Raw genomic sequence first — 14,179 nt, forward strand, 5'->3', positions numbered from 1 at the left:
ACCGCGCACAGGCGCGATGGGGGCGGGGTTGGGACGCCCGCCGGGCCGCAGTCCTCACGGGGCGGTCCGGCGGGTTTCGTCGAGGCGACGGCTCAGATCGCGCGGCGGTCGATCTCGACTCCGCGCGAGCGACGGTGGGGCCCCGCTTCGGCCGGACCTTCACGGCGGCCGCCGTTCTGGGTCGGTCCGCGCCGCTCGTCGACCCGGGTGCCTTGTCGCAGGGCGTCACGATGGGATTGAAGGCGCTCGCGCAAGCGTTCGATCGCGGCCTTGCGGCGCTCGGTCGACTGGGTCTCGCGCTCCTCGCTGCGGGGTTGGTCGACCTGCCCCAACTGCTCGTCGTCACGTTGGGAGCGCCGACCGCGCGCGTCCTCGAAACGATCGCGCAGGTGTTCGCGGAGCTGTTCGCCCGGTTGGCTGCCCGCCTCGCTCCGAAGCCGGTCGGGCTCCGAGCTGCTGCGAAGCTCGGACCCACGCTCCCGTCCGTCGTGAGGCGCCGGGATACGGTCGGCGCGACCTGCCCCGAAGCCAGCCCGCCGGCCGGCCTCACGCCCGGCCGCGCCGCGTCCGATGAAGTCGCGTCCGATGACGTCGCGTTCGACCGCACCGCGCCCGAGCCTGTCGCTTCCGCTGACCCCACGATCATCCTCGCCGGGTCCCGTGGCACCGCGACCGCTTGCACCGCGGCCGATTTCACCGCGGCCGATTTCACCGCGACCGCTTGCATCGCGATCGAGTCGGCCGCGTAGGCCGGCACCACGATCGTCGACAGTGTGCCGAGACCGGCGATCTGTCAGCGGTGACGGCTCCCGGTCTGCGCCGCGAGGCCGCTCGACGCGTTCTTGCCGGAGGCTGCCCTGGGGGATGCCGAAGCGTTCGCGCAGTTCTTGAACTCGATCGCGGAAGCGTTCGACGCGCGCGTCGTTGCGCTCGCCTTCGGTGTCGGAGTCGAAGCGTTCCGCGCGCCGCTCGAAGCCGTGTTCGGTGCCCGGGCGTTGCTGGGCGTCGGCATGGCCTGGGGTCAGGGCCAAGAGGGCCAGGGCGATGGCGGTCGCAGGCCGGCGGAGTATCGCGGGCCGGCGGAGTATCGTGAGTCGGCGGAGCATCGTCGAATCCTCGTGATTCATGGCTGCGGAAGCAGCGTTGGTCTGATCGATGCCACCCTCAACCGCACGGCTCCGCGGCGGTTCCGGCGCGCCGCCACATTTGGATCGCTCAGGCCTTCCTGCGCCCGACGCGGTCACCCGGTGTCCACATCCCCTTGCCCAGGGAAGCGCCTCCGTCCTGGACGAAGACCTCGCCGTTGACGTACGCGCAGGCGGGGGAGAGCAGGAACAGGGCGTGGCTGGCGACCTCGTCCGGCGTGGCGAAGCGACCCAGGGGCACGCCGCGCAGGATCGCTTCGCGCACCTCTTCGCTGGGCCACAGGTTGGCCTCGGCGCCCTTGCTCTCGAAGGGGCCGGGGGCGATCGCGTTGACTCGAATGCCGTGGCGGGCCCACTCGACGGCGAGGGTGCGGGTCATGGCAAGGACGCCGGCCTTGGCCGAGGCGGAGTGCACGACTCCGGGCATGCCCGTCCAGGCGTAGGTCGCGAGCACGTTCAGCATCTGCCCACCGCCCGCCGCGATCATGTGCCGACCGAAGGAGCGGCTGCAGTAGAAGGTGCCGTCGAGGACGATCCCGAGCACCGCTCGCCAGGCCTTGGCGGACAGCTTCTCGGCCGGGCAGACGAAGTTGCCGGCGGCGTTGTTGACCAGGATGTCGACCTTGCCCTGCTTCTCGACGACGCGGTCGGCCAACTCGCGCACGCGGTCCGCCTCGCGCACGTCGACGGTCTCGGAGTAGACCCGCCAACCGGCGGCGTCGCCCTCTTCGAGCAGTGCTTGGTGATGCTCGGCGGAGCGGCTGGCGATCACCACGGTGGCGCCCAGGGCGGCCAGGCCGCGACTGATCTGCAGGCCCAGCCCGGTGCCGCCCCCGGTGACGACGGCCACCTGGCCGGAGAAGAGGTCGGGGGCGAGGAAGCGGATGGCCTCGGGCGGGTCGGACTGGCTCATGGGGGCAGGGTGACAGACTCGCCCTGGCCGTGGAAGCTGCGCCGGAAGGCGTGGGGGCGACGGCGGATTCGGAGGCGGGGTCGGATATCCTGTTCGCCCCCGCGCCCGGCGCGCCACCCCCCGAGAGCCCCATGATCAAGCTCGAGAGCTACCTCAGCGGCACCTGGCAGACGGGCCAGGGCGATCCCCAGGTCCTGGTCGATCCGGCCACCGAGATGCCCCTGGCCGAGTGCGCCAGCGACGGCATCGACCGCGGCGCCGCCGTGGCCTACGCCCGCGAAGTGGGCGGTCCGGCCCTGCGCGCCATGACCTTCGCCGAGCGCGCCGCGGCCCTGAAAGCCCTGTCCGGCGCCATCCACGAGCACCGCGAGGCGCTGATCGAGTTGTCGATCCAGAACGCCGGTTCGACCCGCGGCGACGCGAAGTTCGACCTCGACGGCGCCACCGGAACCCTGGCGGCCTACGCCAGCTTCGGCAAGCGGCTCGGCGACCGGCCCTTCCTGACGGACGGCGAGGGCCAGCAGCTCGGCCGCACCCCGCGCTTCTGGGGCGAGCACGTGCTGGTGCCGCGCCCCGGCGTGGCGGTCCACATCAACGCCTTCAACTTCCCGGGTTGGGGCATGGCCGAGAAGATGGCCTGCTCGCTCCTGGCCGGGATGCCGGTGATCGAGAAGCCCGGCACGCCGACGGCTCTGATCGCCTACCGCATCGCGCAGATCGTGGTCGAGTCGGGCGTGCTGCCCGAGGGCGCCTTCCAGTTCCTAGCGGGCAGCGCGGGCGATCTGCTCGATCACCTGGGTCCGATGGACGTGGTCGCCTTCACCGGCGGTTCGAAGACCGCGGCGCTGATCCGCGGCCACGAGAACCTCGTGCGCCACAACGTGCGCGTGAACATCGAGGCCGACTCGCTCAACTCCTCGGTCCTCGGTCCCGACGTGGACACGGACTCAGAGCTGTACGGCGAGTTCCTGGCCAATGTGATGCTCGACATGACCCAGAAGGCGGGTCAGAAGTGCACGGCGGTGCGGCGCATCCTGGTGCCCAAGGACATGGTCGAGAGCGTGGTCGCCGACCTGACCGCCGACCTCGAGCGTCAGAAGCAGGGTAGCCCCGGCGACAAGGACACCCGCGTCGGGACGCTCACCTCGAGTGGCCAACTGCGCGACGTGCGCGCGGGAATCGAGAGCCTGGCCGAGAACGGCCACGTGCGCTGCGGCGGCGCCGACAGCGTTGGCGATGCGGGCTACGGGATCCGACCGACGCTGATCGAGGCCATCGACGCCGACGCCGACACCTTCCACGAGTTGGAGGTCTTCGGACCCGTGGCCTCGGTCCTGCCCTACACCGGCGAAGCCTCCGAGGCCGTGCGCCTGGTCAACCGTGGCGGCGGTGGGCTGGTGGCGGCCGTCTACTCCGACGACGCCGATTGGACCACCGAGGTGACCCTGGGCATCGCCCCCTGGCACGGACGGGTCTGGATCGGCTCCAGTCGGGTCAAGGGTCAGTCGACGCCGCCCGGGTTGGTGCTGCCCCAATCGGTCCACGGCGGCCCCGGGCGCGCGGGCGGCGGCGAGGAGCTCGGCGCCCTGCGCGGGCTGTCGCTCTACATGCAGCGCACCGCGGTCCAGGGCTTCCAGGGTCTGGTCCAAAAGCGCTTCGGGGCACCAACCGCCGACAGCGAAGACTGAGCCCTCTCGCCACCCGGACGCACTGCGCCCCGTCGGTCACGGACCGGCGGGGCGCTGTGCGTTCGGATGCCCTGGCAGCTCGAGCGCGGCCGCTCGAACGCGCTCGTTCGGACGCACTCGATCGGACGCAGCCGCCGGGACGCGATCAGTCGGTCGGAGATCAATCCGGGGTGGTCGGCGCGGGCTGGTTGACCGGGTTGTAGGGCGAGTTCGCCCACCAGGCTTCCCAGTCCGACTTCTGGCTGCCGATGTCGACGCCGGCCAGGTGCTCGATCGATTGGCGCAGCACCTTGCGCTGCCGGGTCGACGAGCCGCCGCCCGAGACGCCGACGACGCGCACGTCCAGCACGGCGCCCGACACCAGGGTGTTGATCACCGGGTCGGCGATGGACGACCCCGTGGCGACCTCGACGTCGTAGTCCTGCACGTAGGCGGACTGGTTGCCAAAGAAGACGTAGCTGCGCGGCGGCGGCGCGTAGCTGCTCGAGCTCGAGGAGAGCAGCGCGTTGGTGAGCGGCGCGATCGCCTGGCTGTAGCCCATCGAGCCCAGGGCCTGGGCTGCATTGAAGCGCAGGTTCGCGTTCTTGGCGGAGAGGGCACGCACCGCCGGCGCGGCCACCGCTGGATCGCCAACGAGGGACAGGGCCAAGGCGCTCTGGCGACGAACGTCCTCGTCCGGGTCGAGCAGGCTGCGCTCGATCAACGGATTCGCATCCTGTCCCGGTTGTAGGCGTCGCAGCACCAGCGCCGCGAAGGCGCGGGTCGGAGCACGCTCGTCGCGCAGCTTCGCGAGCGCCGTCGAATGCACGAACTCCGGGTGCACGGCTTGTTCCAGTCGCCAGACGACGACTTCACGTGCGCTGGGCGGGAGCGGGCCGGCCTTGGCGAAGGCCTCTTCGATCGACGCTTCGAGCGCGGTCTCCTCGAGCTCCCAGACCCGCGGCGGCGCGGGGAGGGGCAGGTCGATGACCAGGGATTCGCGCAGCTCGGCGATCAGGTCCAGGGCGCCGGCATGGTCGGGCTCGAGGACCAGGGCCCGGTCCAGGAGCTTGATCGCGTCGACACCCAGTCGCGCAGCCCAGGCCTTCGCCGCGATGGCCGCGAGTTCGTCGGCCGAGGCGTCGCCCCGGCGCGCGACCTCGCGCACCTGGCCCCGCACGTCATCGGTCGGCGCGGACCGCTCCGCGCGCAACGCGATGTGGGCCGTCGATTGGGCAACCCGGCCCTGGGACGCCGTGGCCGCTAGGGCGTCGCCGGAGAGAGCTCGGCTCGGAGGAACCCCGCCGGGGGCGCCCGAAGCGGTGGTCCCGGCGGCGACGAGGGTGAGCACGCAGATGGCGGTGGGCTTGGCGCTGAACATGGCATTCGAGGCTAGTCGAGCCAGCGCACGGGGTTGTCATCGGACCTTGGTGCCGATTCGAGGACCGCGCGCAGGGGGCCCAGGGCGCCGGTGGAAGACCACCTCTGGCCCCTGCGGTCGAGCTCTCCGGCCATCGCTGGCCGCGCCGCGCCGCTGACCCAGACTTCCCGTGGCTCGACCTGGTCGAGCAGGGCGCAGACCGCGGTGCCGTGGGACCCGTGGTGGGGGAGCAACAGGATGTCGATCGGCGCCTGCAGGTGCCCTGCGGCCAGGCTGGCGGCCAGGCCCCCGTCCACCGCATCCCCGCACAGCAGCACCCGCCGACCACTCCACTGGACCAAGAGGCTGCAGGAGCCCTCGTTGCCCTCGCCGTCGCCACCGCGGATCAGGGTCAGCTCCAGGCCGCTCGGCGTGCACAGCCGCGCCTGTCCCGCCGGGCTCCCATCCAACTGGAGGTGTCGCGTGCTCCGTCCCTTCAGGTCGTCGTCCGTCCAGCCCAGGTGCCACTGCGGCTCGAGCCGCGTCGCGATCCACGGCGCCGCGCTGCGGTGGTCGTGGTCCGAATGGCTCAGGCACAGGTTGACCGACTGCACCTCCCAGGCGCGCATCAACGGCGCCAGGCCCTCGGACACGAGCCTAGGCCGATCGCGCGTCCCGGCGTCGAAGATCCAAGTCCCCGACCCCGGCGCGCGCAGGGCCACCGCCGTGCCATGCCCCACGTCGAGGGCAACGACCTCCAGTCCGCGCGGCCCCGGTCGCAGGGGCAGGACTAGCACCGCCGTCAAAGCCAGGGCGAACCCCGTCGTCGGAAGTCGCAGGCGAGTCGCCTCGCGCATCGCGAGCAGCGCGAACCAAGTCAGCGTTGCGAGCCAAGGCAACCAATGGGGACGGTCGTGCACCAGCCAAGGCGTGCCAGGCAACTGATCCATCAGGCCGAGCAGCGCGATCAGGCCGCGCTCGAGTGCGCCCGTGAGGTGAATGACCCAAACCCATCCGGTCCAAAGCGCGAGCCACAGCAGCGGCAGCAGCAGCGCGATGATCGGAACGCTCAAGACCGTCGCCAGGATCCCCACCGGGGCGATCTCGCCGAAGGCGTTCCAGGCGACCGGCAGGGTGGCGACCACGGCGGCGACCGAACAAGCCACGCCCGTCACGAACCACGCCTGCAGGCGGTCGCGGGCGATCGAGGCCGCGATGATCGGTAGTGGGCGGTGCCAACGCAGCACTGCGACCGTGCGCCGCTCTTTCCCGCGCCGCAGGGCGAAGCTCGAGCTCAGTCGCGTCGCCGCGAGGAGGATGCCGAGGGTCGCCGCATAGGAGAGGGCGACCGACAGGGACTGGACCGCGCGCGGATCGAGGGCGCACTCGAGAGCCAGGGCTCCGCCCCAGATCGAGAGGGCGTCCGCCTGGCGACCCTTCCACGGAACGCCTACCGGACCCGGCAGGTGTCGCGCGGCCAAGATGGCGCCGAGGGCCAGGGCTGCTCGCACGACTGGCGGCGCCGCCCCCGCCACGAGGGCGAAGCCGCAAAGCCAAGCGACCCGCGCCAGGTCCGCCACCAGCCGCGAGTGCCGCGCGCCGACCCCGACCAGGCGCGCGAGCCGCGCTGCCAGCGCTCCCAGGGGCCAGAGCACGACCGCGGCCAAGAGACCCACGTGCAGCCCCGACAGGGCCAATAGGTGCCGGGTGCCCGTGCGTGTGAACAGATCCGCCAAGTCGCGGTCGAGGTTGCGGCGGTCGCCGACCAGCAGCGCGCCGGCCAGCCCCCGGTCGGCGTCGAGGCCCAGCTCCTCACAACGCTCGACCAGGGCCCGCCGGACGCCGTCGATGCGTTCGCCGCCGGGCCGCCGGTCCGGCTCGCTGACCCGCACCAACTCGTCGATTGCCACGCGATGCATCCCCATCAGGTCCCCACGTCGACCCACGGAGCCCGGCTCGGGCCCTCGCACGAAGGCGCGCAGGTCCCCCGGGGGCAGCAGCAGCACCTCACTGCCCACCGCGGGCGCCGGTCCCTCGAACTCGAGCAGCCACGGGTGGGGTGGGTCGCTGCGAAGGCGCAATTGACCGCCCTCGGCGACGATGCGGCCGGCCACTGGCTCGGCCAACTGGACTGACCGGCTGATTCCCTGCTGGATCGGTGCCGGGGCGTCCACCGCCGCGCGGGCCGCGGACCCCAGCAGGCCTGCCAACGCCAGCAGCACGGCCGCGCGACCCCAGATCGCCAGTCCCAGGGCCAGGGCCGCGCAGCACACGAGCCAGATCGCGGCCGCGCCTCCGAGGAGCCGCACCCATTCGAGCCCCCAGGCCTGGCCCGCGGCCAGGACCAGGGCCGTCGTCAGGGCCGGCCGTGCGCGGAGCCCGCGCTCGATCCAATCGAAGACCGTATTCACACCCTGCGGACGGTCGGGAGCGCCGGTGGTTTCACCCGAACTTTCGATCCGTAGACTCGGGGCCCCATGGCCGACGCAACCGACCGCCCGAGCCACGCCCTGTTCCCGGGCACCTTCGATCCGCCGACCTTCGGTCACTTGGACCTGATCCGCCGCGGCCTGGCGCTCTTCGATCGGGTCACGGTCGCCGTGGCCGCGCACCCCAGCAAGCACGCCAGCCTCACCGCCGAGGAGCGCATCGCCCTCCTGGAGGCAATCACCGCCGACCTGGAGGGCGTCGTCGTGACGCGCATCGAAGGCCTGGTCGTGGACGCCGCCGAGCAGCTCGGGTGTTCCCAGATCCTGCGCGGCGTGCGCAGCGGCACCGACTTCGACTACGAAGTCACCATGGCACGCACGAACCGCGAGCTGTTGCCGCGCATCGACACGGTGCTGTTGGTTCCGGACGCGCCCTACGCCCACATCACCAGCACCCTGGTGCGCCAGATCGCGGGCCTCGGCGGCAGCGTGCGCGCGTTCGTGCCGGCCGCCGTGGCCGAGGTGCTCGAGGCTCGCCGCCCAGGCGCCTGAGCCGTGTTCGAGCGTCGACCTTTCCTGCGCCTGGTCGCGGCCCTGTGCCTGGCGCCCTTCCAACGTCGCGCGGCCCGCGCCGCAGACGATCCGCTTCCCATTCATCCGACTCCCCCCGAAGCTTCCCCCATGACCGAGCGCACCAAGATCCACTCCGACGGCGCCCCCGCCGCGATCGGCCCCTACTCCCAGGCGATCCGCGCCGGCGACACCCTCTACTGCTCCGGACAAGTGGCCCTCGATCCGAAGACCGGCGAGTTCCACGCGGGCACGGCCGCCGAGGAGGCGCGCCACTGCCTCGAGAACCTCAAGGCCGTGCTCGCCGCCGGCGGCTCGAGCTTCGACCGGGTGGTGCGCTGCACGGTCTTCCTGGTCGACATGGCCGACTTCGCCGCCGTCAACGCGGTCTACGGCGAGTACTTCACCGGCGACACGCCCCCCAGCCGGGCCTGCGTCGCCGTGGCCCAGCTCCCCAAGGGCGCGCGGGTCGAGATCGACGCCATCGCCCTCTGCGGGTGATGCGGTGAGGTCCACTTGAGCAGCCGCGCGGTCCTCGTCGCCTTCGCCCTGGCCCTGGGGATCGCGGTGCTGCTGCTCGCAGGGCGGGGCCCGTCGGAGGAGGTTCCGACCGGGCCCGGGCTCGAGGCGGCGCCCCCAGTCGCGAGCGGGACGGCGGCCCTGGCCGAGCTGCGCGAGCGTGCCGCCTCCGAGGCTGTCGGCGAGCGGCGCGCCCTGGCGGAGCATTCGCCGCAGGCCGTCCCGGCGGGCGAGGTCCGGCTCCGATTCCGCCTGGTCGACTCCCTCGGCGAACCCCTCGCCGCGGCGTCGGTCGATCTGCGCGCGTGGCCGCGGGGCGGCGGCCCCGCCGAGGACTTGAGGGCCGTGCTCGAGGGCGACGGCGAGTACAGCGTTCGCGTCGATCGTCGCTTCGAACGGGTCGAGTGCACGGCCCGTGCTCCAGGGCGCCTGTCGGTCCTGTTCGTCGCCTCGCCGCCCGCTCAGGAAGCGGAGCACAGCTTCGAGTTGAAGCTGGTTCCCGCCGCGATCGTGCTGTTCTCGATCGTCGACGCAGAGGGTCAGCCGATCGATCGGGCCCAGGTGTCCGCGACGGCTACCGGGAGTCCGAGCGAGGACGAGCTGAAGCTCTCCGTGGTCGACGCCGAAGGGTTACTGAAGGGCGTGGGCGGCGAGCACGTCCGCCTCGAGGTCGCGAGCCCGCGACACGGCCGCGTGGTCCAGTGGATCGACCTGCCCTTCGATTCCGAGCCACTCTTCCTGGGGCCGATCGCGATCGGCGGGGGACAGCGACTCGACGGGCGCCTGACCGTGGACGGCGGCACGCCCCTGGCCTTCGTCGGCGTGACCGTGCGGGCCAGCTCCGGCGCGACGATGGCCGGTCTGGTCGAGGCGACGACCCGCACCGACGGGCACGGGCGGTTCACCTTCGCCAACCTCGCCGACGCGAACTTCCGGCTCACGGTGGACCCGCAGGTCGACCCCCTGGGTCTGATGGACGCCGACGTCACGCCTTCCACCGAGCCCGTGGTCGTGAATCGCAGCGCGTGCATCCTGCAAGTGATCGGTGTCGATCGGATCGGCAATCGGTTGCAGCTCCAGCGGGTCAGCCTGGCCGAGACCGCGCAGGGGGCGAACCTGGCCGACCAGAGCTCTGCGCCGGACTACATCGGTCAGGTGAACTTCGTCCTGCCACTGGACAGCCGATGGTTCCTGCGCGGAAGGGTCGAGCCTGCCGGAGACATGCGACGGGAACCCGGAGCGTTCCAGGAGCTGTCCGGCGAGGTCGAGATCCATGCCGAGTCGCAGCTCGAGCACGTGTTGCGATTCGAGGACGGCGACCTTTCGGCTGCGGTGGAGTTCTCGGTCGAGCGCAATGGAGAGGTCGGGCCGCTCGAGCTCACCGTCGCGTTCGAAGCGGACGACGGACATTCCCTTTCGCGCACGGGACGGATCGGCGCCGAGGCTTCGACGCTGCGCTTTCGGGACCTCCCCGCGGGTGCCTGGCGCTGGACCGCGCGCGTGGTGGGCGCTGACGGGAGCCCGCTCTCGGCGAGTCCGCGCCCTTCGCAGAGCTGGGCGAGCTCACGCCCGCTCCCGAGGGAGCTGCGCCTCGAGGCTGGGCTGGTCTCCACGGCCTGGCTGAACCTGAGCCGGGAGGAGCGGCTGCAGATCGACCTGACCGCGGTCCCCCGGGAGTCAGCGGGAGTTCCCGTGCAGGTCAGCGTCGAGCGGATCGATGGCGATCGCGCAGGGCTCCAGCAGCTGGCCTTCTCGACGGCGCACACCTTCGCCCTGACCGTCGCCTCCGACGGCGGCGACCCCGCGCGCGGCCTGTTGACCACCGGCCAGCTCTGGCAGACGCGCACACCCCTGGCGGTGGGGCTCTATCGTGTGCGTCTCGAGCAGGCGGATCGGGAGCCGCTCGAGTTGGAGGTCGACCTCGGCGACGGTCGCTTTCCGCGAGTCGAACCGGGCGATTGGCTCCTGCCCGACGGACGCTGAACGAACATGCGAAAGATCCTGCTATCGCTCTTCGTCGCAATCGGCCTGTCCCTGGCTTGGCTGCTGTTCCGAGGATCGGGCGGCGATGAGCCCGCGCACGAGTCGCAGGCCGGCGCCGAGCGCGCGCGGGCGGGTGAATCGGCGGGTAGCGAGCTACCGACGCTCCGCGATGCCCCCTCGATCGCGACGCCCACGTCCAGCACCGACGACGCCCGCGAGGTGGTCGAGCCGGCCGGCGCCGTGGCGGCGAGCCGCATCCTGACCGCGCAGTTCGTGGATCCCGACGGCGCGCCCGTCGAGGGCGTCGTCTTGACCCTGCTGGCGAATACCTTGAACGCCGCCAGCCCAGACGCGGTGCGCCTGGTCGACCACCGGGTCGTGGACGGCGAGGTCGAGGTGCCGATCGGCGACGACGTGACTCACGTCGTCGCGGCCGCGAGCGCGCCGGGCTTCTGCCCTCTCAATCACGCCCAATCCGTGGCCCAGGGCCCGCGGCCGCGATTGCGGTTCATGTTGCAGCCGGGCGGTGCGGCCCGCCTGCGGGTGGTCGACTCCGCCGGCACCGCCGTGGCCTCGCCGCGCTTCCAGTTCATGCCGAGCCCTGGTAGCGGCAACCTGAGCTTCACGCACGGCGGGGGCGAGGGCGAGTTCGTGCTGTTCACCCGCGAGGGCGGGAACTTCGCCGTCGACGTCTCGCAACCCGGCTCGGGGTCGGCCCACCTCGACCTCCAACTGCACCCTCCGGACTCCCTTGACCTGGGCGACGTGGTCCTGGAGTCGGGGCCGACCTACCGCGGCCGCGTGCAGCTCGCCGACGGCACGCCGGTGGCGGGGGTGACCGTCGTCGCGGTCGACCCCGCGTCGCGGCCACCGCGCTTTCAGAACAACGGTGAGGCGCGGACGGACGCCGACGGGCGATTCGTGCTCGCCACCGACGCACCCGGTCCCTTCGAGGTCGCCGTCAGCGACGGCGACGATCCCTTCGCGACGACCTTCGTGATCCCGGACGCGGGCGACGGTGAGCTCGTGCTCAGCTCGCAGGCGATGTTCGTCGTGCTGCGGGCTCTGGGGCCCGACGGACCCCTACCCCTCGAGCGAGTGACGGGGACCTATCAACAGACCGACCTGCCCTTCCAGGAGTGGGGCACGCGGAGCCTGCCCAGCGGCCTGGACCGAGTGCTCGGCGGCGAGACGGAGTTTGCTGTGCTGCTGCCCACGGCGTTCCTCTGGAACTTCGCCGCCGAGGTCGCGGGCGCCGACGGGGGCTACTTCGGCAAGCTGGAGTTCGACCGCCGCTCGAGGCGGGTCGAGCTGGACCTCCTGCCGAGCCTCGGCGCGGCGGACGGGACGATCGCGGTCCAGGTCGAGTTCGCGCCAGAGCTCGGGCCCGGGACCTTCAGCGTCAGCTTGTCCTGCGACGAGCTCGGACTGCAGCGCAGCGCGTCGATCGGAGGCCCCGACGAGAGCATGGAGTTCACGGGGCTCCTGCCCGGCCGCTACGAGCTGTGGGCCTTTCCCCGCGAGAATGGAACCACTGGCCCGCGGCTGTGGACGGTCAACCCCGCCAGCCTGATCGTCGATCTGGTCGCGGGCGACACGGCCCAGGCCCGTTTCGCCGTGGAGCTCGGCGGTTGGCTGGTGCTCGACCTGACCGACTTCCCACCGGTCCTGCCCAACGGCTCGGACACCGCCTGGGTCACCCTCGCGGGCGTCGACGAGCTGCGCTACGACGGCCGCGGGCTGGAAGCCTTCGAGCGCTTGAAGGACGACGGCGAGACCGATCGCGCGGACCTCAGCGACTTCCCGCGCTTCGGGCAACGCTGGCGCTCGAGCTCGGTGATCCCACCGGGCCTCTACACGGTGCGGGTCGCGGCCCGGGGCTTCGAGTCCTGGAGCGCCCAGGTCGAGATTCTCCCCGGCGCCGCCATCACGGTGCACCCCGAACCCAGAGAGCAGAGCGAAGAATGAACGGCGGCATGCGGATCGGATCGGGTTTGGTCATCGCCTGCGTACTCGGTGGGGTCCTGTGGACCCTGCTCGGCGAGGGCGAGGAGGGCGCGGGCGAGGCGGCCGTCGTCGCACCTGTGGATGTCCCGAAGGAATCGCCGATCGAGGCCGAGCTGGCGACGCCCGAGGCGCGCAGGCCGGCGGCGCCCGTGCCCGTCGAGGCTCGGCCGGACGAGCCGCCGGAAGTGGCGGAGTCTGTTCCCCCGGGCGACGGACTGCCGCTGGCCGGACGGGTGGTCATGGTCGATGGTCGCGGGCTGCCCATGGTCGATGTGCACGCGCCCGCGCTCGATCTGCGCGCGCTGACCAGCGCCAGTGGCGAGTTCCGCATCGAGGGACTCGAACCCGGTGAGGTCGAGTTGGAGGTCGGTAGCTCCCGTTCCGGCACGGGCGACGGCTACGAGATCGTCGGTCGGCGCACCTTTCGCGCCGGTGACGAGGCCGTGGAGCTGGTCGTGCGCGCGTGTCTGCTGCGGGTGCGTGCGGCGGACGAGTCGGGTGCTCCCGTGGCGTTCAACTCGGTCGAGGTGACCGATGTCGGCGACGACGGCTACCTGAGTTCGATCCTGTCGTGGTCGTCGGGGGGCGGGGCGCAGTTCGCGGACCTGCCGGTGCCGGTGGATCGCAACCTGCGAGCGCGGGTCCAAGGGGCCGCTGGGAGCTTCGCCGGGCTGGTGCACACGCCAGTCGCGGGGGGCGCCGTGGAGGTGGTGCTCGAGGTCGACTCCCCGAGCATGGCGACCTTGGAGTTGGCCCTTGGCGGACCCTTGGACCGGGTCATCGGCGCACGACTCGACGTCAGCCTCGTGAACCTCGATCGAGACGACCGCATCGACCAATCCGACGCGCTCTCCGAGCGGATCCTCATCCCGGGCCTGACCACCGGGCTGCACACGCTCGAGGTCTCCGTCGCGCAGCCCCAGGGCACTCGCCAGTCCCAGATCTTTGCCCTGGTCGGCGCGCCAGCCGAGATCGAAGTGACCGGCACCGGGCGCATCCCGATCGCGCTCGAGTTGGTGCCGGGGGGGGAGCTCGAGCTGGTGCTCTCCGCCGACCTCGACTTGCTGCCGAGGGAGATGCTCCCCGTCGTGGTTCAGGTCGAGGTTCGCCCTGAGGGGCGTAGCGAGGCCCTCGACCTGCGCTGGACGGGTTGGCACGGCGGTGGCGCCGTGAGCCGTCCGACGATCGGCGGGGGCTGGGTCGCTGACCGCTCCCTCCCCCCCGGGCGCTACGACGTACGGGTGCAGGCCGAGGGCTTTCGCCCTTCGCAGACCACGGCTAGCGTGGTCGGGGGCCAGGCCTGCAAGGTGGCGATTGAACTCCTGCGGGAATGACCCGTTGGATCCAATGATGATGTCGAACAACCACAGGCGCACAGCGGGCGGCACGCTGGCGGTCATCGCGGGGTTGGTGGTCGTCGTGTCCTTCGCCATCTGGGCTCTGGCCGGCGCGGGACCCGGCGAGGGCGGATCGGCCGTCCCCGGCGCTGCGGCCGCGTCTTCGCAGCCGGAATCGGAGGCCGCTCTCTCCCCTCCGCTCGCGCCCAGAGCACAGGCCACGGCCACCATCGGGACTGGCTCTGCGTC

The 14,179-nt window shown here is 71.9% G+C and carries 10 protein-coding genes; 7 read left to right on the forward strand and 3 right to left on the reverse strand.

What is annotated here, in order from left to right:
* Nucleotides 1-134 precede the first annotated feature (134 nt).
* Nucleotides 135-749 carry a hypothetical protein gene (locus Pla133_RS08150; RefSeq protein ID WP_145064421.1) on the forward strand — a complete coding sequence of 205 codons (615 nt, stop codon included), beginning with the start codon at nt 135-137 and terminating at the stop codon, nt 747-749.
* Between the two features lie 466 nt (nt 750-1,215).
* Here the strand turns inward: Pla133_RS08150 and Pla133_RS08155 are convergent, their stop codons facing one another.
* On the reverse strand, nt 1,216-2,058 hold the full coding sequence (locus tag Pla133_RS08155) for an SDR family oxidoreductase (protein ID WP_145064422.1): 843 nt from the start codon (nt 2,056-2,058) through the stop codon (nt 1,216-1,218).
* A 131-nt stretch (nt 2,059-2,189) separates the two neighbouring features.
* Between Pla133_RS08155 and Pla133_RS08160 the strand changes: the two genes are divergently transcribed.
* Entirely contained in the window at nt 2,190-3,746 is a 1,557-nt protein-coding gene (locus tag Pla133_RS08160; RefSeq protein ID WP_145064423.1) for a 3,4-dehydroadipyl-CoA semialdehyde dehydrogenase, read from the forward strand.
* A 160-nt stretch (nt 3,747-3,906) separates the two neighbouring features.
* Here Pla133_RS08160 and Pla133_RS08165 read toward each other — a convergent pair whose 3' ends face one another.
* Nucleotides 3,907-5,106, reverse strand: coding sequence for a HEAT repeat domain-containing protein (locus Pla133_RS08165; protein WP_145064424.1), 1,200 nt, complete (start codon nt 5,104-5,106; stop codon nt 3,907-3,909).
* Nucleotides 5,107-5,117: 11 nt separating this feature from the next.
* Nucleotides 5,118-7,496 (reverse strand): ComEC/Rec2 family competence protein, encoded by a 2,379-nt coding sequence (locus Pla133_RS08170; protein WP_145064425.1) that lies wholly within the window; start codon nt 7,494-7,496, stop codon nt 5,118-5,120.
* Nucleotides 7,497-7,562: 66 nt separating this feature from the next.
* On the opposite strand from Pla133_RS08170, the gene coaD reads away from it, so the two are divergent.
* The 5 genes from coaD to Pla133_RS08195 all read left to right on the forward strand — a co-directional run bounded on the left by coaD (nt 7,563) and on the right by Pla133_RS08195 (nt 13,927).
* Nucleotides 7,563-8,066, forward strand: coding sequence for a pantetheine-phosphate adenylyltransferase (gene coaD / locus Pla133_RS08175; RefSeq protein ID WP_145064426.1), 504 nt, complete (start codon nt 7,563-7,565; stop codon nt 8,064-8,066).
* A gap of 129 nt (nt 8,067-8,195) precedes the next feature.
* Complete coding sequence (locus tag Pla133_RS08180) at nt 8,196-8,585, forward strand: RidA family protein (protein WP_145064427.1); 390 nt, start codon at nt 8,196-8,198, stop codon at nt 8,583-8,585.
* A gap of 15 nt (nt 8,586-8,600) precedes the next feature.
* On the forward strand, nt 8,601-10,586 hold the full coding sequence (locus tag Pla133_RS08185; protein ID WP_145064428.1) for a carboxypeptidase-like regulatory domain-containing protein: 1,986 nt from the start codon (nt 8,601-8,603) through the stop codon (nt 10,584-10,586).
* A gap of 6 nt (nt 10,587-10,592) precedes the next feature.
* Nucleotides 10,593-12,554 (forward strand): carboxypeptidase-like regulatory domain-containing protein, encoded by a 1,962-nt coding sequence (locus tag Pla133_RS08190; RefSeq protein WP_145064429.1) that lies wholly within the window; start codon nt 10,593-10,595, stop codon nt 12,552-12,554.
* A gap of 8 nt (nt 12,555-12,562) precedes the next feature.
* Nucleotides 12,563-13,927 carry a carboxypeptidase regulatory-like domain-containing protein gene (locus Pla133_RS08195; RefSeq protein WP_145064430.1) on the forward strand — a complete coding sequence of 455 codons (1,365 nt, stop codon included), beginning with the start codon at nt 12,563-12,565 and terminating at the stop codon, nt 13,925-13,927.
* Nucleotides 13,928-14,179 lie beyond the last annotated feature (252 nt).

This window comes from Engelhardtia mirabilis, from assembly GCF_007748095.1.
In the GTDB taxonomy this organism is placed as follows: domain Bacteria; phylum Planctomycetota; class UBA1135; order UBA1135.

Excerpts from the sequence above, each read along its gene's own strand:
- Pla133_RS08180 (WP_145064427.1), top strand. The coding sequence starts at position 8,196 with ATGACCGAGCGCACCAAGATCCACTCCGACGGCGCCCCCGCCGCGATC.
- coaD (WP_145064426.1), top strand. The coding sequence starts at position 7,563 with ATGGCCGACGCAACCGACCGCCCGAGCCACGCCCTGTTCCCGGGCACC.
- Pla133_RS08155 (WP_145064422.1), bottom strand. The coding sequence starts at position 2,058 with ATGAGCCAGTCCGACCCGCCCGAGGCCATCCGCTTCCTCGCCCCCGAC.
- Pla133_RS08165 (WP_145064424.1), bottom strand. The coding sequence starts at position 5,106 with ATGTTCAGCGCCAAGCCCACCGCCATCTGCGTGCTCACCCTCGTCGCC.
- Pla133_RS08195 (WP_145064430.1), top strand. The coding sequence starts at position 12,563 with ATGCGGATCGGATCGGGTTTGGTCATCGCCTGCGTACTCGGTGGGGTC.
- Pla133_RS08160 (WP_145064423.1), top strand. The coding sequence starts at position 2,190 with ATGATCAAGCTCGAGAGCTACCTCAGCGGCACCTGGCAGACGGGCCAG.
- Pla133_RS08190 (WP_145064429.1), top strand. The coding sequence starts at position 10,593 with ATGCGAAAGATCCTGCTATCGCTCTTCGTCGCAATCGGCCTGTCCCTG.